The 23,377-nt window shown below is 43.7% G+C and carries 19 protein-coding genes; 4 read left to right on the top strand and 15 right to left on the bottom strand.

The features are described 5' to 3' along the window. Positions 1-24: 24 nt before the first annotated feature. The 7 genes from EXM22_RS16675 to EXM22_RS16645 form a co-directional block, all read right to left on the bottom strand. On the bottom strand, positions 25-1,398 hold the full coding sequence (locus tag EXM22_RS16675; RefSeq protein ID WP_149487608.1) for a lactate racemase domain-containing protein: 1,374 nt from the start codon (positions 1,396-1,398) through the stop codon (positions 25-27). A gap of 9 nt (positions 1,399-1,407) precedes the next feature. Further along, complete coding sequence (locus tag EXM22_RS16670; protein WP_149487607.1) at positions 1,408-2,676, bottom strand: iron-containing alcohol dehydrogenase; 1,269 nt, start codon at positions 2,674-2,676, stop codon at positions 1,408-1,410. A 79-nt stretch (positions 2,677-2,755) separates the two neighbouring features. Then, positions 2,756-3,400 (bottom strand): GntR family transcriptional regulator, encoded by a 645-nt coding sequence (locus EXM22_RS16665; RefSeq protein WP_149487606.1) that lies wholly within the window; start codon positions 3,398-3,400, stop codon positions 2,756-2,758. Positions 3,401-3,485: 85 nt separating this feature from the next. Further along, a complete protein-coding gene (locus EXM22_RS16660; RefSeq protein WP_149487605.1) occupies positions 3,486-3,866 on the bottom strand; it encodes a RidA family protein in 381 nt (126 codons plus the stop codon). Between the two features lie 9 nt (positions 3,867-3,875). Next, positions 3,876-5,210, bottom strand: coding sequence for a TRAP transporter large permease (locus EXM22_RS16655; RefSeq protein ID WP_149487604.1), 1,335 nt, complete (start codon positions 5,208-5,210; stop codon positions 3,876-3,878). Beyond that, positions 5,210-5,770: a TRAP transporter small permease subunit gene (locus EXM22_RS16650; RefSeq protein ID WP_210411513.1), complete on the bottom strand. Its 561-nt coding sequence runs from the start codon at positions 5,768-5,770 to the stop codon at positions 5,210-5,212. The genes EXM22_RS16655 and EXM22_RS16650 overlap by 1 nt, the downstream gene beginning before the upstream one ends. A 57-nt stretch (positions 5,771-5,827) precedes the next feature. Next, entirely contained in the window at positions 5,828-6,895 is a 1,068-nt protein-coding gene (locus EXM22_RS16645; RefSeq protein ID WP_210411512.1) for a TRAP transporter substrate-binding protein, read from the bottom strand. A 186-nt stretch (positions 6,896-7,081) separates the two neighbouring features. Between EXM22_RS16645 and EXM22_RS16640 the strand changes: the two genes are divergently transcribed. The 3 genes from EXM22_RS16640 to EXM22_RS16630 are packed head-to-tail and all read left to right on the top strand — an operon-like array spanning position 7,082 to position 8,479. Continuing rightward, positions 7,082-7,369 (top strand): hypothetical protein, encoded by a 288-nt coding sequence (locus EXM22_RS16640; protein ID WP_149487603.1) that lies wholly within the window; start codon positions 7,082-7,084, stop codon positions 7,367-7,369. A gap of 59 nt (positions 7,370-7,428) precedes the next feature. Continuing rightward, complete coding sequence (locus tag EXM22_RS16635) at positions 7,429-7,782, top strand: CidA/LrgA family protein (protein WP_149487602.1); 354 nt, start codon at positions 7,429-7,431, stop codon at positions 7,780-7,782. Continuing rightward, positions 7,775-8,479: an LrgB family protein gene (locus EXM22_RS16630; protein WP_149487601.1), complete on the top strand. Its 705-nt coding sequence runs from the start codon at positions 7,775-7,777 to the stop codon at positions 8,477-8,479. The genes EXM22_RS16635 and EXM22_RS16630 overlap by 8 nt, the downstream gene beginning before the upstream one ends. A gap of 110 nt (positions 8,480-8,589) precedes the next feature. Here the strand turns inward: EXM22_RS16630 and EXM22_RS16625 are convergent, their stop codons facing one another. From EXM22_RS16625 to EXM22_RS16595, 7 genes are all read right to left on the bottom strand, one after another. Further along, positions 8,590-9,603 (bottom strand): ABC transporter permease subunit, encoded by a 1,014-nt coding sequence (locus EXM22_RS16625; RefSeq protein WP_149487600.1) that lies wholly within the window; start codon positions 9,601-9,603, stop codon positions 8,590-8,592. Positions 9,604-9,634: 31 nt separating this feature from the next. Continuing rightward, positions 9,635-11,155: a sugar ABC transporter ATP-binding protein gene (locus EXM22_RS16620; protein WP_149487599.1), complete on the bottom strand. Its 1,521-nt coding sequence runs from the start codon at positions 11,153-11,155 to the stop codon at positions 9,635-9,637. 115 nt (positions 11,156-11,270) lie between these two features. Further along, positions 11,271-12,386 (bottom strand): substrate-binding domain-containing protein, encoded by a 1,116-nt coding sequence (locus EXM22_RS16615; RefSeq protein WP_149487598.1) that lies wholly within the window; start codon positions 12,384-12,386, stop codon positions 11,271-11,273. A gap of 174 nt (positions 12,387-12,560) precedes the next feature. Further along, positions 12,561-13,538, bottom strand: coding sequence for a substrate-binding domain-containing protein (locus EXM22_RS16610; protein ID WP_149487597.1), 978 nt, complete (start codon positions 13,536-13,538; stop codon positions 12,561-12,563). Then, positions 13,535-15,304 carry a cache domain-containing sensor histidine kinase gene (locus tag EXM22_RS16605; RefSeq protein ID WP_149487596.1) on the bottom strand — a complete coding sequence of 590 codons (1,770 nt, stop codon included), beginning with the start codon at positions 15,302-15,304 and terminating at the stop codon, positions 13,535-13,537. The genes EXM22_RS16610 and EXM22_RS16605 overlap by 4 nt, the downstream gene beginning before the upstream one ends. Continuing rightward, positions 15,301-16,914 (bottom strand): response regulator, encoded by a 1,614-nt coding sequence (locus EXM22_RS16600; protein WP_149487595.1) that lies wholly within the window; start codon positions 16,912-16,914, stop codon positions 15,301-15,303. The genes EXM22_RS16605 and EXM22_RS16600 overlap by 4 nt, the downstream gene beginning before the upstream one ends. Positions 16,915-16,992: 78 nt before the next feature. After that, positions 16,993-19,854 carry a Glu/Leu/Phe/Val family dehydrogenase gene (locus tag EXM22_RS16595; protein WP_149487594.1) on the bottom strand — a complete coding sequence of 954 codons (2,862 nt, stop codon included), beginning with the start codon at positions 19,852-19,854 and terminating at the stop codon, positions 16,993-16,995. A gap of 147 nt (positions 19,855-20,001) precedes the next feature. Between EXM22_RS16595 and EXM22_RS16590 the strand changes: the two genes are divergently transcribed. Beyond that, the gene (locus EXM22_RS16590) at positions 20,002-20,841 is read left to right on the top strand and encodes an endonuclease/exonuclease/phosphatase family protein (protein WP_149487593.1); all 840 of its coding nucleotides are present in this window, start codon (positions 20,002-20,004) and stop codon (positions 20,839-20,841) included. Between the two features lie 58 nt (positions 20,842-20,899). Here EXM22_RS16590 and EXM22_RS16585 read toward each other — a convergent pair whose 3' ends face one another. Then, on the bottom strand, positions 20,900-23,359 hold the full coding sequence (locus tag EXM22_RS16585; RefSeq protein ID WP_149487592.1) for an alpha-ketoacid dehydrogenase subunit alpha/beta: 2,460 nt from the start codon (positions 23,357-23,359) through the stop codon (positions 20,900-20,902). Positions 23,360-23,377: the final 18 nt, after the last annotated feature.

The raw sequence follows: 23,377 nt of genomic DNA, 5'->3' as shown, positions 1-23,377 counted from the left end.
GAAATAACCTTAAAGCAAAACTGTTTAAACCACAATTCCATAAGGTCCATCAGACATCCAGGCAATTCGAATATTTTTCCGCCCTTCAGCCTTCAATTTTGATATTAAGGAGTCAAGGCAGTTGTGATAGAAGAGAGGAATATTGCTATCACTTTTTTTGTACCTGTCTTTTTCAGGCAGGTAGTCATTCCCATTTTGACCGGAAAGGATCTCAAAGTCCTCTTCACTTATCTGGGGAGCATAGTATATAAAATGATCCTGTGGTATCACTTTAAACAATTTAGACCACATCTGAACCTGCCACTGATCGGGAACAAAAGTCCACTCAGGTGATGACAGAAGCTCAATAAATTCCTCCGAGCTTTTTCCTTTCAAATAAGGCAGGACCTTTCGATATGTATCCTTCCCCACAGGGTCAGGATCGTTGCAGTCAGCCCCGATAATCAGATAGCTGTTTTCATCCAAAAGAGGAATAGATGCCGTTCCGGTTTTGGCCGCCTGATAATGATTCTTACCGACATAACCGGCATGAGTCACTACGATATCATAGGGTCCGGTGTTGCGGATTCCCACACTGTCCTTAACCTTCTCATAGGCAGCCAAGTGGGCTTTTATCATATCTCCAGCATAGAACCCGGTCACATTATAATCATGATCTAGGGTGACATTGAAGATAAAGTCGGCGCCAACAGTAGAGGCAACATCCAAAGCCTCCTCATGGCAGGGATTATTTTCCAGTATAAGATCATGAGAATAGACACTGTCCAGATTGGGAACACCATGGAAAACGAAAGTGGAGTCTTCACCGATCAAGCCGGGACAGATGGATTTTCGTCCACCCGAAACTCCGGCCATGAAGTGACTTTCAACCAAACCAGTCAGTATCTTTATATGGGCATTCACATAGAGCTTGTTGATCTCAATCTTAGTTCCCGACTTTGAATATCCCAGAAATTTGAGGTTATCGACATCTAGGCAGTCATGATTAACCACGCGAATACCCAGTTCAAAGACCGCGGGGTCAATCATTTCTTTAAATACAGAATCTTCCAGAGGAACATGTGTTCCATTAGCACAGAGAACCGTGATCTGGTCTGCAGAGAGACCCTCGTCCAGAAGAATCCGAATAAGGGGCAGGAGTATGCCCTGTTCCCCTTTCAGGGGTACAGGTCTTGTGTTATCAGAGATGACTATGACAGCATCCCCTGCAGGGTTTTCGTCTATCTTCTTTCTGACTATTTTAGAGAAGCTTTCCGTTCCGATGGGATTTTCAAGACAATCGCGGATAGCTCCAACAGGATCGGCCACCTTATCGGCACCTTTCATCCGGAGATAATCGGTTCCTTCGGGAAGCTCTATAGAAAATTTCTTGTCACCCAGTTCAAAAGATGTTGTCATAGTTTAACCTCACAGATTTTTAATTAATGAAAGATCACCGGTTTTTGCAGCCTGAAGAATGGGACCCATATACTCATCGATGAGATCAGCATTCAGAGGAACAGGCATATTCTGCAGTTTCATCTTCAGCTGAGGATTTTTAGCTGCTGTAAGAGCACGTTCAATATGACCATCGGTAAAACCGTCTACTTCACCCAGAGTCAGAGGGAAGTTAATTTTCTTAGCCAGGGCAAACATGGCTTCTGCTGCAGCTTTTCCCAATTCCTTACCAGAGAGTGATTCGAAATCTACAGAGGTATAACCATAGGCCTTGAAAATATTACCAACAATGCGAAGTTCTTTTTCTACGGCAGGTGCAAAGAAAACAGAGTAGTATGGATTCATAATGGCACAGGCTCTTCCATGAGACAATACGTCTACAAGTGAGAAACTGGTCAAATGTCCACCATTTGTTCCTCCAACCATAATGGCGTATCCACCCATATCAGTGGCAAGACAAAGAGCATCTCTTGATGCTGTATCTTTTGGATCTGCAATAACTTTCGGCAGATATTCAACGACCAGAGAAATACCGGCTTCGGCAATTTCCTGGCACTTATCATAACTATCAGTCCCGACTGAGCTGTAATAAACCTCAAGGCAGTGAGCGATTCCATCAAGACCACCGTCCATAGTAACACCCAGGGGAAGACCATAGGTAACTTCATAATCAAAAACGGGGTGTGAAGGCACGATGGCAGGGTCCACAACCAGTTTCTTCTGTCCTGATTTTACATCAGTAATGTTAGAATATTTTGTCAGGTGGGCACCTGATGATGCAACGGTTTCAATGGCCATATGAGGACACAGTTTGATCCCTTTCTCTTCACAAGCCTTAGTTACAAGGCCAACACCGAAGTAATCTTCAATTTCACCACCCAGAGTTCTTAGAACTTCTGCAGCTTTGGCGGCATCAATAGTACTTCCACCACCAAAACTTACAATAATATCTGCCTTGGACTCTTTGAGAGCCTCAGTAATACGGCTCAGATCTTCAAGAGGACAGTTGGGTTTTGCTCCATTCTCTTCTTTAACGACATCTACTCCGGCATCTGTGAGTGACTTTCTTATGGTACTGACAAACTCATCACTTCCGGGAAAGTTATCCCTGATGATAATGGCTTTCTTACCCAACTTGCTTGCAACAGATCCAACATCTTTCAGAACTCCTGCTCCAAAGAGGTAATCATCACCCTTGAATGCTTTCAACAAATTTTTAGCTTTTTCCAAATTTGACATATTTCTCTCCCTATAGTTTAATCATATAATGATTAGTTCTTTAATATAACAACAAAACACTTAGATTTCAAGACCTCATCTATTTCTGGAGGAGATTGCTTCTCATGGTGTCGATATTACCTGAAATAGCCTTCTTGGCAGCTCTCTTGTCCCTGCTTCGGATGGCTTCATAGATGGCTCTGTGTTCTCGCAGTGTTCGTTCATTTTTCTCTCTGGGGTGAACTTTTTTTTCTCGCCCCCTCGTCTGGAGGAAAAAAGACGATAGATCCTCAAGCATACTATACAGTTTCATATTCCCGGACAGCTCTGCAATAAGGAGATGGAACTCACTATCCAGCTGGTTACAACCGTCATATTTTTCTTTAGTCAACCTGAATTCAAATTCATCCAGTACATCTTCAATTCTTTGAAGATGCTCATCATCAATATGATCAATGCATGCTTCAACAGCTAGTTTTTCCAAAGCAATCCTAATATCAATGTAGTGGCCGATCTCTTCGGAGCTCGGATCTATCAGATAAAGTCCCTTCCTAGCCTTATTGATGATCAGTCCGTCTGAGATAAGTCTGTTGATGGCTTCCCTGACAGGAGTTCTGCTCATGGCAATCTCCTCGGCCAGATAGTCCTCACGAATCCTGCTCCCCGGTTCAAATTCACCTTGAATAATTTTTTCTTTTATCACATTGTACGCAACTTCATTTAGGCTCAGATGTTGAGGGATCATAGCAAGGCAACTCCATGCAGGGAAGATTTATTTATTTCATAATACTACAAACTTCACTCTTTATTGACAATCTGTTCCAACAAAATCAGCTCAGAGCAACAGCCTGCATCTCTACCTTGGCATCCTTCGCCAGGGCATTGACACCGACAGTCGCTCTGGCCGGACAATTCTCCGAAAAGAACTCACCATACACGGTATTCATTTCTGAAAATTCTTCCATATTGGTCAAATATACAGTAATGAGCATCACCTTGGATAAGCTTGAGCCTGCTTCGGACAAGACAGAGTTCAAATTCTTGAGCGTCTGTCTTGTCTGCTCGGCGATCCCTCCAGAGATAAGAGATCCATCAGACGGATTCAGAGGCATAGCTCCGGAAGTAAAGACCCAGCCTCCCGACTTTGTCGCTTGTGAGAAGGGGCCAAAAGCCTCCGGTGCTTTACCAGTTTCTACATACTCAATACTCATACAACCTCTCTACATCCGACTGGGAAGCCAAAGAACGATCTGTGGAAAAATAATCATTAGCACTAGACCGATAGCAACAATTCCGACAAATGGCAGCATCCCCCGGATAATATCCTTTGTTTCAATACCAAGTTCCGGATCTGCCGCACCTTTCAGAAAGAACATGGCATAGGCAAAAGGCGGTGTCAAAAATGACATCTGCAGGTTTACGATGATCATCATGGCAAACCAAAGAGGATCAAAGCCCAGTATAGGAATGATTGGAGAAAGGATAGGAACAAGGACAAAGATAATACCGACCCAGTCAATAAAGGCACCCAGGGCAAAAGTGACGAGCATGATCATGGCAAATACAGACCATTTACCACCGGGGAATCCCAGGATAAAATCTTTAACAACATCTCCACCCCCACCGGAAAGAAAGACGCTCACAAATGCAGTGGACATACTGGCGATGAGAAGTACCATACATGTCAACTTTATCGTACTCAATGATACTTCCATCAATGCTTTAAAGCTGAATTGACGATACAGGACAGTAAGAACAATTGAAATAACAGCTCCTACGGCAGCCGCTTCGGTAGGAGCAGCAATACCCGTATAGATGGCACCCAGCACGGATAGGATAAGTACCATAGTAGGTAACAGAGAGACAACGAGCATCTTTACCTTTTGAAGGAATGAGTAGTTACCCTCTTCTTCTTTGCTGATAGCAGGTGCTATTGATGGCTGAAAGAAGGCTCTAATGGCAATATACAACATATAAAGACCGGAAAGCATCAGTCCTGGTCCAAAGGCGGCAGTGAAAAGCTTTCCGACAGAAATCCAGGCAGCGGGTCCGTAAACAATCAGCATAATGCTGGGTGGAATCAGAATACCCAGAGTTCCACCGGCACAGATACACCCCGTAGCCAAACCTTTATCATATCCGCGTTTAATCATAACAGGCAGTGCAACCATGGCTAGCATGGAAATAGATGCGGCAATAACACCGATACAGGCTGCCATAATAGTTCCAATCATGATACTGACAATGGCAAGGCCTCCACGGAATCGTCCAAAGCTGACGTAGAGGCTCTCATACATCCGTTTCGCAATTCCCGATCGTTCCAGCATTCCACCCATAAAAACAAAGAGGGGGACTGCCATAAATCCTGTGTTGGTCAACTGGGCATAAACCCTTGTATAGATCATATCAAAGGATGCATCACCAAACATCATAAATCCAAAGAGAAGACCGGCTCCGCCGATGGGGATAGCCAAAGGGAAACCAGTGAGGACTCCCAGAAAAAGGACTGAGAACATTCCAATTGTTAAAAATTCAGGAGAAAGTATTATATCCATTAGATCAATACCTCCTTTGTATTTGTCTCATCTACTTCGATGAGACTTTCTTTTGTAATTAGGAAATAGAGATCCTTAATAATTTCAGCAATTGTCTGAATAAAGAACAGGGTGAACCCGATAGCCAGAACAAATCTAAAAGGAGCAGAAGGAGGCAACCAGCTGCTGTCGACCATCCTTTCGTTTACCCGAAGGGCAAAGAAGGCCCACTTGAAACCAGTGTATATCAGTATGATTTCTATTGGAATTAGCAATAGAATTGTCAACGCCACATCAACGATGGCCTTCCATTTTTTTGAAAACAGGGTATAAAACAAGTCAACACGGACATGTCCCCCGATCTTAAGAGTGTATCCCCAACACAACGATCCGATGGCTCCGAAAACCATTTTAGATGTTTCCATAGCCCAGATAGTCGGCTTGTCAAAAACATAACGTGAAATGACTTCATAGCAGAGTACAAATATTAAAACAAGAATAAGATATTTGACGATGTGACCCATCAGGTCACTCATCTTATCAATTCCTGCAACAATTTTTTTGATAATGTTTGTTATCATTTAAAGTTCTCCTGAAATAAATTACCCCTCCAGAACAAGGAGGGGTACACACAAAAATTACTGTATATTGAATTGGCTACAAACCTTCTTCCAAGCCATTACAGAGTCGTAGATCTCTTTATAAGCAGGGTCAGAAGCAGCTTGTTCGGCATAGTATGCATCTGCTGTTTTAAAGAGCAATGCTTCTATATCGGCAGGAACTTTTCGTACTTTTGATCCATAATTTTCAAACTCAATAAGAGCTGCAGCATCGTTGACTATTTCTTCTGTATAGTATTCGTCAGCAATCTGAAATGTCGCATTGGTTACAATTACCTGAAGATCTTTAGGAAGAGCATCCCATACTTTCTGGTTGACAAACAGGGCCTGTGCATCAGTAGGTGCTCTGGAAGGAGACAGGTACACATAATCTGCCACTTCCTGGAATCCCATACCCCAGTTTACAGAGGGTGTCACATACTCAAATCCATCAATAATTCCACGCTGTGTGGCTTCATAGACTTCTCCTCCGGGGAGGAATACAGGAGCAGCACCCATTCTGGCAAAGATTTCATTCAAAGCAGCAGAACCCATTCTGGCTTTGAATCCTTTCAGATCTTCAACGGAGTCCAATGGTTTTGTACTATGCATAAAAACTTCGGCATTATGAGGAGTCAGAGGGCCTACATAATGGGCACCAAGAGGTTTATAATTTTTACGAGCCAGTTCCAACCCTTCCTTGTTCAACCACATTCTCTGCTGATTATAGGTAAGACCACCTACTGTATTGTTGTAAAAAATGGCTCCGGGGAAATAACCAAGAGTCCATGCGGGAGCACCATGAACAGCCTCTACAGTCCCTGAAAGTACAGAATCGAACTCCTTTCCTGCTGGGATAATAGCACCCGCATTATAGGGAGTAATAATCAAACGACCATCAGAGGCTTCTTCAACAAGTTTTCCAAGCTTAACAGCGGCATCATAAGTAGAGTCACCGGCAGAGGCCCAAGATTGCATTTTCCATTTGATTACTTTTTTAGGGGCTTCTTTAACCTCATCTGTAGCGTCTGATTTTCCACCACATGAGACCAATAAAGAGAAAAGACTGGCCGCTGCCAGCACGAGTAATAGAGCGCGTTTCTTCATATTCCAACTCCTTTAGAAGGTAAAAGATTAATTTATAATTTATAATTTATAAGTTACAATGAATCATTTTCACTCGGCTTTCGGTATCTATCAATTTAAATTTTCAATAATGAATCGACTGAAAGATCCTCCATCGATGAAGAGAGATAGAGTTCTCAACCATATGTCTAAATTTTTCAAGAAGTTATGAGGGACATCCACACAATCCTGAAACATGTCTATAAAGCCAATGAAATAGCGGTCGTCCCGGGGAGTAAAACCTTTGCGTTGGAAGGAGTAGCACGACAGTTTGCCACTTACAAAAGACATATGGTCATTCAGAATGGTCTGTTCAGTTTCCTTTGCTCACAAATTTTTGAGACAGAAAAGCTTCCTTCATCCTGGAGTTTTTTAAGAGCAAAACCAGTAGATCAGTCCCATCAGCCTTCTTTTGCACCTCAGTATCCTCAGAATGTTTTAGAGGTTATTGAATAAGAAAGACCTGGCTGATAATTGTATGTAAGTACCAAGACCTCTATAATTCTCCATACATTATGAAAATCATCAAAGAACTATTAATTATCTTACTACTCTTATTTGTCGGTATACTTCTTGGGAAGATGGTCCCATTCCCCTCTAGCCTGATTAGTATGATACTACTCCTTATTCTTCTCATAACAGGGGTGCTGAAGGAAGAATATTTCACAGGAGGAATCTCCGACATCATCTTGAAAAACCTTGCCTTTTTCTTCCTCCCTCCAGCCGTCAAGGTCATTGAATCTCTTGGAGTGTTAGAGGGAATCTGGATTAAACTGGTGCTCATTATGTTCATCAGTAACGTTTTAGTAATGGGAGTAACAGGGGCTGTTGTTCAGCTGCTGCTGAAAACGGAGAAAGACCATGAATGAGATTCTGAATATACTGACTAATAATATTTTCTTTGGAATTATAATAACTCTGCTAACCTATTCCCTAGGAAAATTAATTAATAAAAAGACGGGGATCACCATCCTAAATCCCTTTCTGATTGCTATGCTGGCTCTTATGACTTTGATTATTCTTTTGGAGATTCCACTTGTAAATTATATGAAGGGCGCAAAATATCTGGAATATATGCTACCCGTATCCATCCTTCTACTGGCTCTTCCTCTTTATAGACAACGCACCAAACTACAATCTCATAAATTAGCCATCCTTGCAGGAATTACGGCAGGTGTATTTACCAGCATTATAAGTACAATTATCCTCTGTAGGCTCTTTAATATTGATGAATCTCTTTTAAGATCTCTCCTCCCCCGCTCAATTACAACTCCACTTGGTCTTTTAATGGTTGAGGGTATTAATGGAATCAGCGGGATAACCATGATAGCAATTGTGTTTAATGGAGTTTCTGGAGTTTTAATCTATGCTCCCATTTATACCCTATTCAGAATTCACGATCCTGTAGCCAGAGGGATTGCTATGGGAACAGTCTCCCATGCCATAGGAACAGCCAAGGCAATGGAAATGGGGGAGGTAATCGGTGCTATGAGTGGTCTGGCCATTGTATTGGCGGGTCTGATAACCGTAGCCACCTACCCTCTGATTAACCTTATTCTGAATTGAAATATCCATTAGAAAAGGATTGAAATCATTCCTGACAGCAGCAAATGCCGCGCGCAAAAAAAACCCGCAGGAAAGAGTAAAACCTGCGGGTTAAAGAAGTAGTCTCAGTATTAGTCTTTTCTGGCGTGTTTTCTCATATCAAAATAAACGGCCAGGATGATGATTCCACCTTTTACCAAAAGCTGGAAGTAGGAGTTAACACCCAAATAAGTCATACCAAAGTTGATAAGACCCAGAGTCATAAGACCGATCATCATTCCACCAACGGTACCGACACCTCCAGCATGGGAGATACCACCCACAGTTACCGCAGCAATGGCATCAAGTTCCATATCATTCCCTGTTAAAGGATTGGCAAGACCAAGACGAGCGGAAAGTAGTATACCAGCAATACCGTAAAGGATACCTGCATAGAGATAGACTTTGACCAACTGAAGCTTCACATTGATTCCTGAAACCTTGGCAGCCTGAGCATTTCCTCCGATGGCATAAATACTTTTCCCTTGTTTCGTATGATTCATCAACAGCCAAATAATAAAAGCGGCAACAATGACATACATTAAAAGATAGGGAATAGGTCCAAGGAAGCCCTGAGAAATAACTTTATACTCATTCTTCAAAGAACCAAGTGTAGAAGCCTGTGTATAAATAAGCTTGAATCCTCTGGCTATGGACATTGATCCCAGAGTAGCTATAAAGGGAGGAATATTTCCATAAGCTACTAATATACCATTAAAAAGTCCAAACAGAGCACCCACTGATATCCCTGCAACAATGGGTAACCAGATGGCGAATTCCTGCCCGGCATACAGAGCACTGGCATAATCCGGCGACTGTGCAAAAGACGATGCCACACAGGCGGAAAGGCCTATAACCTGACCGAGTGACAAGTCGATTCCTTTGGTAATGATGATCATACCTACACCCAGAGCAGCAAAGCCTCTTACGGCCTCGGCAACGACAAGATTCTGCAGAGAACCGATTCTTAAAGCCCCTCCATTTGTCATAATCCCCAATGCCATCAGCATCAAGAAAAATGTAATAAAACTGGTATGTGAACTTAATATCTGCTTAAGTCTATCCGGAATCTTGATGCCGGCAATTTTTGTTTCTGTCTTTTCCATAATTATCTCCTAAAGGGCCAAAAGGCCTGATTCAACGGAACTGGGCAGCCAGCCGCATGATTGATTCCTGATTTGCTTCATCTCTGTTCAGAGTTCCAGTATGTTTTCCGTTACAAAGGACCATAACCCTACTGGACATACCCAACAGTTCGGGCATTTCTGAAGAAACCATGATGATTGATTTCCCCTGTTTGATCAGTTCAGTCATAATCAGATAGATTTCATACTTTGCACCAACATCGATTCCCCTCGTTGGCTCATCCATAATCAGGATATCAGGAGAGGTCATGAGCCAACGGGCAACAATAACCTTCTGCTGATTACCACCAGAAAGATTCTGTATGGGAGTTTTATAAGTGGGAGTCTTTGTTCTCAGCTGCTTATTCACCTGAATCGAATCAGATTCTATCAGTTTATGATTTAAAAGATGATTCTTTTGTATATATGTATCCAAAGAAGGTATGGATGTATTATCCAAAATAGAAAGTAAGGGGAAGATTCCAGATCCTCTCCGATCTTCAGTGATAAGACCAATCCCATTGGCTATGGCCTCTCTCGGACTATTTATGACAACTTCTTTTCCATGAACCTCAATGGTTCCCGACTCAATGCCGCGCAAACCGAAAATGGCTTCTACTAATTCGGTTCTTTGGGCACCGACCAGACCACCTATCCCCAGAATCTCTCCTTTTTTCAGTTCAAAAGAAATATTCTTGAAGGAACGCGGATTTGATGCGGTGAGATTCTCAACCTTTAAAATGGTATCATCGCCGGAACTGAAATCGATGGGAGGAAAACGATGAGTCATATCTCGTCCAACCATCAACTTGATTAATTTGTCATCATCCAATTCTGAAGCGGGTTGACTGGCCACAAGACGGCCATCTCTCATGACGGAGATTTCGTCTGAAATTTGAAAGATTTCACTCATTTTGTGAGAGATGTATATTATGGCAACACCTTGTTTTTTCAGGTTGTTGATAATTTTAAAAAGAAGCTCTACTTCTGTTTCTGACAAAGAAGAAGAGGGTTCATCCATGACCACAACGGAAGCTTTATAAGAAACAGCCTTAGCTATTTCACATCCCTGCTGCTTGGATATTGAAAGTTCACTCATTTTATTTCTGGGATCGACGACCATTTCGAGCTTTTTCATGAGCTCCAATGTATCATTGTACATTTTTTTATGGTCAACCAGAGCGAGAGGCCCAATGCGATGCAGGGGCTCCCTTCCCAACCAGAGATTTTCCATGACATATCGTTCAGGGACATTGGAGAGTTCCTGATGAATCATGGAAACACCCGATTCCAGTGCATTTTTGGCACTGTGAAATTCAACTTTTTCACCATTGAGAAAGACTTCACCATCATCTTTCTTGTAAATGCCGAAGAGGCATTTCATAAGAGTGGATTTTCCGGCTCCGTTCTCGCCCATAAGAGCATGAACCGTACCGGGTCGAACCTTAAGGCTGACATTATCTAAAGCCTTCACTCCGGGAAATGATTTTGTTATGTTGTGCATTTCCAGGATGTATTCCTGCTGCTCTGACATCGCTTTTTCCTAAACATTTTTTTATAGAAACCCGGAAACAGATTGTCTCCGGATTATGGACAAAACAGTATCCGGTAAATACCGGATACTCAATGATTCATGGCAAAAGCCCTTTTTACTGCATAAACTCTTTGTAATTATCCATGGTTACAGCCTTGAAGGGTACCAGGTAGCACTGTCCGACAATAGCGGCATCGTTGGCAGGAGCTTCATCAATAGGAGCAGAAAGAGGAGCAATTCCATTAGCAGACTTACCTGCGGCTGTTCCTGTCTTAGCCATCATAACTGCCAGCTCAAAAGCTGTAGTAGCCTGACCGACTGCATCCTGAAGAACTGTACCAAGGAGTTTCTTTTCATCCATGGCTTTTACTGCAACCTGAGTTGCATCAACACCGACAACTGGAATACTTAGAACAAGACCATCTCCGTCAATATCCTTTGTAGGATCATTTGGATCATCCATATAACCGTTTGTGATCAAAGATTCAACGGCACCCAGAGCCATTCCGTCATTGTTGGCAATTACAACATCAAACTCTCCACCGTAAGCAGAAATCCATGCATCCATTTTTGCCTGTGCTTCAGAAGGTTTCCAGTTTGCTGTATCTTCTGCAACGACATTCAGTTTGTATCCAGCATCAATTAGACCCTGTTTAACTGCATTGGTTCTATAAACCTGAGCAGGGTGTCCAAGCTGACCGTAAATGAATACGGCATCGATGGCATTGGGGTCACCATTGGCCATTTTTTCGGGATGAGCTTTGAAGTAGTCATCGAGGATCTGTGCCTGGAAGGAACCGGCAACAGATTCAGGAGAAGAAGCCAGGAAGAAGTTAGGGCTGACTTTTAGAGCTTCAACTGAAGGCTGAATATTTGAGAAAGCTGCAGATCCGCCTTTGGCATTGATGGCTTTGGCCATGTCTTCTGTAGCTTCGGTTACGTTAGCAACAACAACAAAATGTTTTACACCCTGAACTAGAAGAGTGTTCATCTGGTCAAGCTGAGCAGCCATATCACCACGGGAATCCTGAAGTTTCAGGGTAACACCGGCATCCTTTGCAAGGCCTTTAAGGACTTCAGCATAGTCGGCAACAAACTGTTCGTCTGTATTTCTAATCAGGGCACCGATGACAATCTCTTCGGAACCTGCGGCAGCGTCCTGCTGTCCAGCTGCGAAAAGTGTAGTTGCAGAAACAGCAACACACAGAACTAGGATTACTAGTTTTTTCATAAATTTACTCCTTTGAAAAATAGAAAATACTTCAGGTGATCACCTGAACTTGAATCAGGTTAACCCTGCTTTTTGTATCCAGGAAGCGAAAATTCAATACAAAATGTTCAATATTCAGCACTATTTTTGGGGGAAAAGAGGATTTTAAACTCTTTTGGAAGAGGAATTTGAAACTTATTCGGAAGGAAAGAGCAGCTTCTGATTCTTTATGTCGTACATATTTTCTCTGGTGATCAGCTCTGAACCGGTGTCGATAGAAGGTGGCACGGATTTACCACGAATCAGGTCGTAGGCGTTTTGGACGGCAAGATATCCCATGTTGTATGGCTTTTGAACCAGGGTAGCATCTATGAGGCCGTCTTCCAATCCCTGGATCAACTCCAAGTCACTGTCAAAGGTCATGAAAATCAGGTCTCCAGCACGGTCAGATTCCTTTATAGCCCGGAATGTCCCCAGGGCTGAATTCTCATTCAAGGCGACAACAGCCTTGAGATGTGGGTATTCTTTTATGAGACGTTTTGTTTCTGTATAGCCCAGTTCAATATTGTTGTTGGTATAGATAGTATCCAAGATATTGAAATCATCCCCCAAGGCTGACCGGAATCCCTTCTCCCGTTCAATGGCAGGAGAGCTGTCGCGGACAAAACTGATAATGGCCAAGGTATCCCCTTCCTGAAGTAAACTGGACATATGCCGTCCCAGCTTTTCCCCGGCCCCAACATTGGCAGTTCCGATTTCACACTGAGAATGGTCACTGGCGATAAAGGAGTCCACAGTTAACAGGGCAATACTTTGTTCTCGCGCCCTAGCAGCAGAAGGCCCCAAAAGCTGATAATCTGTGGCTGCCAGAATAATCGCATCCGGAGCACTGTCAATCACCTGATCCATAATATCAATCTGCTGCTGAATATTATCTTCCAGATCGGCACCGGTAATCTCTATATGGATTCCTAAATCTTCTGCAGCCTGAATGGCCCCTTTTTCCAGGATCACCCAGAATTCACTAATTCGTTCCGTTGTTTTCATCACAAGGACAACTTCATACTTCTTGTTGAAACGGGAAAATAGGTTCATGTTTGCCGAAAAATAATAGATAAGAAGAATCAGAAACAGAAAGGAGATATTGATAAGTACGATCCGGCCTGATTTCATGTCTGTGGCTCCTTAATCAATGGGATTGTAAAACCGATCCGACTTCCTTTCCCGGGTTCACTCTCAAAGAAAAGATCATATTCTTTTCCGAAAAAGAGATGCAGCCGTTCCTGCACATTCCGGAGTCCCATACCACTCCTGGAGGATGCCGGAATCTCACCTGCTTTTAACTGCTCCATTGTTTTTGCATCAATGCCAACGCCGCTATCCTCAACTGAAAAAAGGATAAGATTATCCTTCCTGGCAGCTTGAATTGTGATGATCCCCTCCCCGTCCTGATTTTTGATGCCATGATATATTGCATTTTCCACCAGGGGCTGAAGTAGTAATTTTAGAGAATAATAAGAATAGAGTTCGGGGTCCACAAGGATTCTGTAATCCATTTTATTCTTGTATCTCATCTGTTGAATGATCAGATAAGACGAAATGTGATCAATCACCTGCCGGATGGGAATAATTTCCCGTCCTTTATTGAGACTTAACCTGAAGAAATCTGCCAATTCTTCAATCATTCTGACAGCATCCTCGTTTTCTTCTCCCTCAATCAACCAGATGATAGAATCCAGAGTATTGTAGAGAAAATGAGGGTTGATCTGAGCCTGAAGGGCCTTGAACTCATTTTTTCTCTTTAACTCCTGTTCCTTTTCATTCTGAATCATCAGTTCCTTAATCTTCTCGATGGCTATATTACAGTCTTCTGCCAAATCAAAGACTTCATGATCGCACTGAACATTGATGTCAATGTTGAAATTTCCTTTCTCCACTTCCTGCATGGACTTACGAAGACTTTCTATGGGTTTGACAATCCACCCGGAAAGGAGAGTTGAAATCATGATGACAATAGAAAAAGTAAAAAGAATTAAAAGCCAGAGGTAACTTTGAAGCTCCCTGCGACTGGACAGAAGTTCCTTCACATTTGAGACGCCCACAATTGTCCACCCCGTATCTGCAGAGGTTCCGAAGGTATAAAGAATCTTCTCACCATCTACTGTAGAAAGGAGGGACCCCGTCTTCATTCCCAAAATCTGATCGATCTTTTCATGTTTCAAATCGTTATAAATCAGATCCTGCCGCGGATGATACACAATCTCACCCAAAGAATTGATTATAAAAATATAGCCCTTCTCTCCTATCTCGATATTACTGCTGAGCTCCCGTATGATATTATAATTTAAATCCACCAGAAGAATACCCTTTTTATCCTCCTCCACCTGAAACCTACGGGTCATTGAAATAACCCAGGGATACCGTCCTTTAATGATATTCTGAACATGGGAAGATGTAATATAGGGTTTGTAATACTGGGGTCCTGCTTTCTTGTACCAGTCCTCCTGTCTGAAATCAATGGATTCATTGAGAGTATCCTCAGGATTAGGGCTGATAAAATCTCCGTCTTCCATTAAAAGGATAAGGTTAACCAGGTCTGTCCTGACCTCCTTTATTGAGTAAAGGAATCCCTGGATTCCGGGTTTCAAGGAGGCTCTTGTTTCCGGGTCCTCCGAGGAAAGTGCATACAACCTGACATCTTCATGCTGCAAAACCACGGATGAGATGTCTTCCATGTAGGCGATATAATTATCAATGATTCCATTCATCTGATGAATCATCTGAAAAACATAGCTGTTATTATTTTCTTTCAAAGTCCGCTCATAGAGGATACTGGCAGCAATGCCAAAGACAAGAATTTCTAGGACCAGCATGGCAGAAAAACTCCAGATAAGCTGACTCCGGATACTGTTGCTGCTCTTCCTTGAGTAGTACTTCACAACTTATTCCGGAACTGGGAGGGAGTCATACCCATGTACTTCTTGAATATGCTTGAAAAATATCTTGAATCAGAATAACCCACCATTTCGGCAATTTCAAAGAGCTTTTTATCGCTTGTTTTTAAGAGTTCACAGGCTTTTGAAACGCGGAGCCCCGTCAGATACTCTACAAAAGTTTTGTCCATAAACTGTCTAAAGAGTTTACTCAGATAACTTGGGCTGATGAAGAATTGAGACGTGATAGTCTCTACCGTAATATTCGGGGAGGCATATTCCTTTTCCAGAAAGACCTGAATCTCTCCGATTTTTTTCTCCGGGAATTTCTTACGGTTTTCCTTCAATAAGCCGGAAACCTCCATCAGACAGGAATCTAAAGCCTCTTCTACACTGACGAGATTATCCAGGCCGGCAATGGAGGCAAGGGATTCGCTCAAAAGGAATATATCATCATAGGACAAACTGTCTTCCAGGCTTCCCAGAAAGTCTATGACCCGGAATGTAAATTTACTAATCTCAAGGCGGATGCGTAAAGGAGAGAGACCGCTCTCCCTTAATATGAATATAAAATCGCGGACAAGATCGGAGACAGATTCAGCAGACTGCTGTTTCAAGGCATTCATAAGCCTATCGGCATTCTGAAGAAAACGGTTATTCCTATCACCGATTCTATCTACCGAATCCTGGTAAAAGAAGACAGACCGATCCCCCATGATCAAGCGGTTTTCCAGGGCTCTGCGGGCCTGGCGTGAAGATTGATACAGCATATCCATTCCACGAACAGAGCGCCCAAGACCTATGGACATGCTGAAGTCAGGTAAAACAGAAATTGTTTTTGCCAATTGTTCGGCTGTATAGCGGGCCGTATGATTCAGAGAATTTTCATTTTCATCCCTGAGGATAATATAGATGGCCGGCTCCGGAGGCTGACAAATCATGATTCGCGGAACTTTTTCCTTCAATTTTTCTGCTTCCTCTCTAACGGCCAGGAGGTAAAGATCCTGGGTCAAAACAGTTGGAGAAACCTTCCCAGGAGAATCCAGATCCATCACTAGAGCGCAGTAATAATCCATCTCTGGATTCTGCCCCTGCAAAATTTCATGGTATTCCTGAATTTCCTCAGATTTGATCGGTCTTGTCAGAACCCGGCAGAGAAAGCGCTCTCTTAAAGACTGTTTATGCTCCTCCTGCAACTGCAAAAGCCGGGACATATCCAGTTGGAAAGCCTTCCGCCTAGTCAGTTCTTCTCGGATACGCTGTAGCAGCTCATGGATTTTTCTGGAACTCAGAGGCTTGAGGATATACTCATGAACATTGGCCAGTAGAGCCTGCCGCGCATAATCAAAGTCCTCATACCCGCTGAGAATGATGACCAGCGTATCGGGAGAATTCTCGGCGATATACTTGGCAACTTCCAAACCGTCTCTTCCAGGCATGCAAATATCAGTAATAACCACATCAGGCTGATGCTCTCTGACGGACTGTATCGCAGATTCTCCATCCTCACAGGGAGGCAGAAAGATGAAACCCTCTTCTTCCCATTTTATTTTACGGCTAATCCCGTCACGGATAATCTGCTCATCATCTGCCAGAAGTAGGGTATATTTGGACATGAAACCATCTTATAGCCATAGCCGACTCCCGTAAAGAGATTCTTTTTTCAGAAAGCCTTAAAATTTCTGGATAGACCTTCAGTGAGAAACAGTCCTAAAAATATTCACTTCCGGATGCATCAGAAATTCTTTCAGCATCTGTTGAGATTTCTCAGACAGACTGTTGCGAAATTCCAATGCCCGATCTGCATCCATAGAGCTCACTGCAGCCGCCAGAACTCGAAACTGGGTATTAATAAAGCCCGCTTCCTTAAGAGAAACCTTCTGTTCCCGGGCAAAATGATAGTCCTCATTGACAGCGGAGATCATAATATCCCGGAGGATTGTATTCCATTGGGAGGTCACCACATTAGATTCCTCCTGGGCCAGAACAAGTTTAATACGCTCTCGAAACTCCGGCATAATATAGGAATCCATAACAGAATCATCAAACTCTCTTTCATAGATATTTTCGGCCTCAAACCGGCTTCTTTGATACAGATTCCGCAGCCATTCAAAGTAGGAAGCGGTCACACCCGCGCTGTTAGCCAAAAAGTCATAAACCACAAGGACTCCCTTTTCAAACAGAATCTTTTCGGCCTTGGAGCTATTGGTTCCGTTACTACCGCAAACTTCTATAACTGCTTTGATACGGGGAGCATTCTCTTCACTCAAGGCATTTTCCAGAGCCGCAGGAAACAGAAGGTCACATTCCAGCTCCAAAATGGCAGATCCTTCCCTGGCTCCTTTGATTTTTTTGCTGACATTCTTTTCGCAATGGATGACTGAGGCTCTGATGGACCGATCTTCCAGTCCCCTGGAATTCTCAACTGCCGCGATGACATCGGCCGGATCAAGAGAATCTCCCAGGATTGCTCCCCCCGCATCCGAAACGGCAATCAGATTCACACCGTAGGCGGCCATCTCGGAAATGATAGAGCTGCCCACCTTTCCAGATCCCTGGACCACCATCTTTTTTCCTTTCAAAAGTTTTGGGAAAATAACATCCTGAAGGAGAGCCCATTCATCGTCACTGATGATGTTCAGGCCTCCTTTGGCCAGGATCGCCGCCACATCAATGCGGGTCATACTTTCAAGAGCGGTTATTTCCTTTCGACTCAATGCTTCAGAAGGTTCCCAACGACCTTCCAAATACAAATTCGCTACAGCCGTCAAAGCGGCATAGCACAAACCGCGTCCTGTAGCCCCCGTTCTGGCGGCGATCCCCATCTTAGGTTTTCCCGTAATCTGGGCGGCAACAACAAGCTCCAGATAATCCTGATTGGCTCCCAGTTCCTTCAGTATCCGGCTGTCTGTATAATCAATGTTAAAGGCTTCTTTTAGAAGGATACGAGCCTCTGTGAGGGAAATGATCTGATCTCCTATCATGGTCACATTGTGACGAACCCCGTAAACCATGAGGGCCAAATCCCGCAGGGCGGACTTAAAACCTTCAAACATTCGCCCTATTTCATCTGCTCCACACCCCACATCACCCGCGGGAACATCTCTCGCAGGCCCGGTTACCAGAAAGAGGGATCTGCCGAAATTGCTCAGTGAATCAAAGAAGTCCATGCTCCGGGGATCATACTCCCGCGGATTCAGCATCAATCCACCCTTAGCACCACCAAAAAGGATGCGGCTGCGGGCACTCTTCCAGGTCATCATGAATGACAATGCGGCCACTTCACAAAAATTAACAATGGGATCAATCCGAAGCCCCCCCTTGGAAGCACCACGAATAGAACTGTGTTTGATCCTATAACCGGGAACATTCATAATTTTCCCGTCTTTAGGACAGGCAACAAAAAATTCATCAAACCGTTCAAATCCCAGAAGGATTTTAAGAGCCTGGGGATTATCAGCCAATCCTACAAGACGAGCGGCTTCTAAAAAGTCTGTCACACTGTTCAGATAAAAATTTCCGAGCTCCTTTCCAGGCTTCAGATTTTCCTGGCACATCTCTTTGAGTTCCTTTAAACAAAGATCCAAGGCGTCTTCAGTCAAGGGTGAGGATAGTTTTCTGATGAGGGTTTCAATCCGGTGTTCCACACTGTCTTTCCGGGAAAGAAAAGGAACATTTGCAAAGGGTGCCAGGTCTTTTTTCATGATGACTTCTAGCTCTTTGTAATCTACTGAAGGGGCCTTGATGTAAATGGAAAGGATTCCCACCTGTTTTTCATCATGCTCAAAGAGATCGTAATAACTCCGTTCCAAGTTGATCCTATTTTTTTTGTAATACTTCAAAGCTTCAAAGATGAAATTCTTATCAGGATTTCGACAGGCCACCGAAAGGCGGAGGATGTCGTTGAGGATAGCCGATTCGACGACGATTCCCTTGGTGAGGGAAGATTTTTCATAGAGGTGCAAATGACGGAAAATTCTATCTGGATAGCGTTGCACCGACAGCTCCTCTCTCAGATATTTGTAAGATAGGGTCTCCAGGAATTCACTGGCATATTTGAGCTTGTTCTCCCTCCCATACTCTATGACATGCTCCCTGAGAACATCGGCATTCTTCTTTTCTTCATCTGAAAGCACGACATAGGTTTCACCTCTTTTATCAATGGTTACAATCCGTAAACCGCTGGCAGTCGATTCGGAGTCCATGGATACGATCTCCATGGTGAGATTCTGTTCTATGACTCTGGCCAAACGGCCGGGATAATCCCGACCGACATTGATAAAATATGTTTTTGAATTGCTATCGATACCGGACTGGGAGAGCATATCGCTGTTAGCATTTAAAAAATGTGTCAGCATGTAAATATGATGGGCAATTGTATCGGCGGTATTACTGTAAAAATACCAGCGGGGCAGATACCCTTTAGAGAAGTACTCTTCTAGGATTTTATCTTTTGTATTGATATCGATCCGGAATTGGCTTTCCAGAATATCTCCGCACTCCCTTCTTAAATTTTTAAGAAAAGCTTCTTTGTTTCCCATAGAAAGTTCAGACACGGTATTCCTCCAACGGTTGAGCACTCACAAAGATTCATGATACACCCCTCTGGTGAATCTTCAAGCAATATTACCGGTAGTCTGACCTTTGGCTCACTGCGTTAATACTTCTTTGTATTAATACCCATTTGCTATTATATTGAGATCATGAAGAGTTTCTTTATAATAGTATTATTTTTGCAGTCTTTGATCTCCGTCTGGGGCGAAAAATCGGATTCAATAAGACTGACCACCTTCAATGTGCATTATTTATATGCCGGTCACGATAAGATGAACTGGGATGATAGAAAAGAGGCCGTCCTCCAGGTCATCACCGAAAGCGATCCAGATATCATCAGTTTTCAGGAGATGGAGACCTTTACCCGGTCACAGGAAAATGATCAAAATATACAACTGTCCTATCTGCAGATGAATTTATCTGATTATGGTACTGCCGCAGTGGGTCCCGCGGCAGATTTTCCGATCACCCAGCCCATCCTTTTCAAAAAAGACCGCTTCGAGAGCCGCAATCAGGGGTTTTTCTTTTTTTCTGAGACTCCAGACCAGATCTATTCCAGAACCTGGAATGGAAGCTATCCGGCATACTGTGTATGGATCGACCTTTACGACAGTCAGCGACAGGAAACCTTCCGTGTGTACAACATGCACAACGATTACAAAAGCCGAAACAACCGCATCAAATCATCTTTGCTGATACTAGAAAAAATGCAGTCCTGGTTAGATGACAAGAAGCCCTTAATTTTAATGGGAGATTTCAATGCCCTAAGCTGGCAACAGCCGGTTAGTCTATTCCAAAATGCCGGTTTACTCATTGGCAAAACAAGGGGTAGCAGCTTTCATTTTAACAGGGGATTAAATCTTTTTCCGGCCATTGACCATATCCTGTTCACTCCTCACTTCCAACAAAAATCAAACCAGATTATCAGAAAACGGTATGATGGAGTATTTCCATCGGATCATTATCCCGTGACTGTCGAAATTTACTAAAAAAATACCGGTGCCATAGGCACCGGTACAAATCAAAAGCTATGATATTTTCTTCTAATTAAACACCTAGTCTCAGGCGGCGTATCCAATCTCCATTAGTCTGTACAGTTTCAACTGTATGACCGGGGAGTGGCATGATCTGTTCATGCACAGTATCGATAATCCAGCTGACCTGGGGGAAGAAAATCTCTTCCATTTCTGCAGGTGGGGAGATCCAATTTCTGGAACCCACAACGACAGGAGGAGCATCCAGGTAATCAAAGGCAAGACGGGTCAGGTTTGAAGCCACATTGTGGGTAAATGCACCCCGTTCTGTCGCATCAGACACAAGTACACAACGCCCGGTCTTTTTCAGTGAATCTACAAGGGGTTCGTAATTGAGAGGGTTGATAAACCGGAGGTCAATCACTTCAACACTCAGTCCATATTTGTCTTCCATCAGTTTTGCCGCATCCATGGCAGGATACAAGGTGGCACCGATAGACATGATAGTCAGATCGTTTCCTTCCTTCCGGATGGCTGGTTCACCTTCTGGGACCTCGTAGTATCCCTCGGGTACTCCGTCTTTTTCGAATAGCTCGGCCTCACCGTAAACCTTCTGGCTTTCCAGGAAGATCACAGGGTCGGTTCCTCTCAGGGCCAGGTTCAACATCCCTTTTGCGTCATAGGGAGTAGCAGGGAACATGACCTTAAGTCCGGGAATGTGGGCCACAAGAGCAGACCAGTCCTGGGAGTGCTGAGCACCGTATTTTGAACCTACAGACACGCGCAGTACGAGGGGCATTTTCAAGACACCACCCGACATAGACTGCCACTTGGGCATCTGGTTGAACACTTCGTCACCCGCTCTTCCCAGGAAGTCGCAGTACATAAGCTCCACAACAGCCCGACCTCCGGCCATGGCGTATCCTACAGCAGAACCAACGATGGATGCCTCTGAAATAGGAGAATTGAAAAATCTATGATAGGGCAATGCCTCGGTCAATCCTCTGTAACAGGCAAAAGCACCTCCCCAGTCTCTCACGTCTTCACCATAAGCAATCATAGTGGGATCTTCATAGAAACGATGAGCCATGGCTTCAAAGATACCGTCCCTAAAAGCATAGGTTTTGGAAGCAGGAAGCTTCTTTCCGCTTTCGTCATAAGCATAACGTGCTTTTCTGGCCAGCTGTTTGACCCTGGGGTTTTCGGAAAGAGGCATCAGAACCTCGGGTTCCCGGTCTTCCATTTTAGGCATATTTCCCATGGAATACATAACAGACTCGATAAACTGTCCGCCAACCCTGGGGCTGATTGTGTCATCGATAGCCAGCTTCATGGTGGTGGTAATTTTACCAACGACCTTTTCTTTCATGCTATCCATTTCTTTTTGTGTTATCACCTTTCCGGCTTTCAGGTACTCACCGAACTCAACGATACAGTCCATGGCGGCAAAGGCATCCATTTCTTCCTTGGTTCTATAGGAGGAGGCATCAGATGGAGAGTGGCCTGACTGTCTGTAGGTGATGGTATCCAGTAGAGCCGGACCTTCTCCTTTCAGAAGGAGTTCTTTCTTTCTCATGGTGGCTTCAGCCACTGCCAGAGGATTGAATCCATCGATCCGTTCGGCATGCATATTTTCAGGATTAACACCGGCTCCCAGACGGGCAGCGGTACCGAATCCCATGGTTTCTCCCACAGGCTGTCCACCCATGGCATAAAAGTTATTGAATACATTCAGAAGATAAGGAGGCATACCGCCCAGATCTTTATCCCAGAGAGTCTTGTACTGATCCATGGCGGCCATCATCAAGCCTTCCCAGACAGGACCACAAGCGAGAGAACCATCCCCGATATTGGCAATGACAATCCCGTTCTTTCTATTCACTCTTTTAAAGAGAGCAGCACCCAGGGCGATATCCCCGGAACCACCGACGATAGCATTATTAGGCATGCTGCCGAAGGGAGAGAAGAAGGTGTGCATGGAACCACCGAGACCTCTGTTAAAACCGGCTTTACGGGCAAAGACCTCTGCCAAAGCACCGTAGAGAACAAAGTTTTCCGCCGTATCTCTCAGAGAGGAACCATTATGATGATCTTGAACGACCTTGAGGGTATCTCCATCCATGAATCCTTCCATAGTAGATTTCAGGGATGCTTCATCCATGGCGTATACAGCCTTAAAACACTTGGCCAGGATCTCACCATGAGAACGGTGGGAACCGAAGATAAAGTCATCTGTATCCAAAGCCAGGGACTGTCCGACATAGGCCGATTCCTGTCCGATGGCCAGGTGAGCGGGACCTTTGTGATCATAGGCAATGCCCTGATAGTTCCCTTCTTTCTTGATGCTGTTGAGCATGGTTTCGAACTCACGGATGATGAGCATATCGTAATAGGCCTGTTTCAACCCGTCTTTACCGAACTTTTTAATCTCGTCCTTGATATCCTGTTTATACTGGTTAACGGGAATGTCTTTGAGTTTGATAACCTGAGGTTCCCTAATCTTTTTTGGATCTACTGATATTTGCTGTGCCATTTTCTTACTCCTTAACTT

The sequence above is a fragment of the Oceanispirochaeta crateris genome (assembly GCF_008329965.1).
In the GTDB taxonomy this organism is placed as follows: Bacteria; Spirochaetota; Spirochaetia; order DSM-2461; family DSM-2461; genus Oceanispirochaeta; species Oceanispirochaeta crateris.
The sequence above is the reverse complement of the archived record's forward strand: the minus strand, read 5'-3'. Positions and strand labels throughout refer to the sequence as shown.

Excerpts from the sequence above, each read along its gene's own strand:
- EXM22_RS16645 (WP_210411512.1), bottom strand. The coding sequence starts at position 6,895 with ATGAAGAAACGCGCTCTATTACTCGTGCTGGCAGCGGCCAGTCTTTTC.
- EXM22_RS16585 (WP_149487592.1), bottom strand. The coding sequence starts at position 23,359 with ATGGCACAGCAAATATCAGTAGATCCAAAAAAGATTAGGGAACCTCAG.
- EXM22_RS16630 (WP_149487601.1), top strand. The coding sequence starts at position 7,775 with ATGAATGAGATTCTGAATATACTGACTAATAATATTTTCTTTGGAATT.
- EXM22_RS16650 (WP_210411513.1), bottom strand. The coding sequence starts at position 5,770 with ATGATAACAAACATTATCAAAAAAATTGTTGCAGGAATTGATAAGATG.
- EXM22_RS16635 (WP_149487602.1), top strand. The coding sequence starts at position 7,429 with ATGAAAATCATCAAAGAACTATTAATTATCTTACTACTCTTATTTGTC.
- EXM22_RS16675 (WP_149487608.1), bottom strand. The coding sequence starts at position 1,398 with ATGACAACATCTTTTGAACTGGGTGACAAGAAATTTTCTATAGAGCTT.
- EXM22_RS16620 (WP_149487599.1), bottom strand. The coding sequence starts at position 11,155 with ATGTCAGAGCAGCAGGAATACATCCTGGAAATGCACAACATAACAAAA.
- EXM22_RS16670 (WP_149487607.1), bottom strand. The coding sequence starts at position 2,676 with ATGTCAAATTTGGAAAAAGCTAAAAATTTGTTGAAAGCATTCAAGGGT.
- EXM22_RS16625 (WP_149487600.1), bottom strand. The coding sequence starts at position 9,603 with ATGGAAAAGACAGAAACAAAAATTGCCGGCATCAAGATTCCGGATAGA.
- EXM22_RS16640 (WP_149487603.1), top strand. The coding sequence starts at position 7,082 with ATGAGGGACATCCACACAATCCTGAAACATGTCTATAAAGCCAATGAA.
- EXM22_RS16610 (WP_149487597.1), bottom strand. The coding sequence starts at position 13,538 with ATGAAATCAGGCCGGATCGTACTTATCAATATCTCCTTTCTGTTTCTG.
- EXM22_RS16665 (WP_149487606.1), bottom strand. The coding sequence starts at position 3,400 with ATGATCCCTCAACATCTGAGCCTAAATGAAGTTGCGTACAATGTGATA.
- EXM22_RS16600 (WP_149487595.1), bottom strand. The coding sequence starts at position 16,914 with ATGTCCAAATATACCCTACTTCTGGCAGATGATGAGCAGATTATCCGT.
- EXM22_RS16660 (WP_149487605.1), bottom strand. The coding sequence starts at position 3,866 with ATGAGTATTGAGTATGTAGAAACTGGTAAAGCACCGGAGGCTTTTGGC.
- EXM22_RS16590 (WP_149487593.1), top strand. The coding sequence starts at position 20,002 with ATGAAGAGTTTCTTTATAATAGTATTATTTTTGCAGTCTTTGATCTCC.
- EXM22_RS16655 (WP_149487604.1), bottom strand. The coding sequence starts at position 5,210 with ATGGATATAATACTTTCTCCTGAATTTTTAACAATTGGAATGTTCTCA.
- EXM22_RS16615 (WP_149487598.1), bottom strand. The coding sequence starts at position 12,386 with ATGAAAAAACTAGTAATCCTAGTTCTGTGTGTTGCTGTTTCTGCAACT.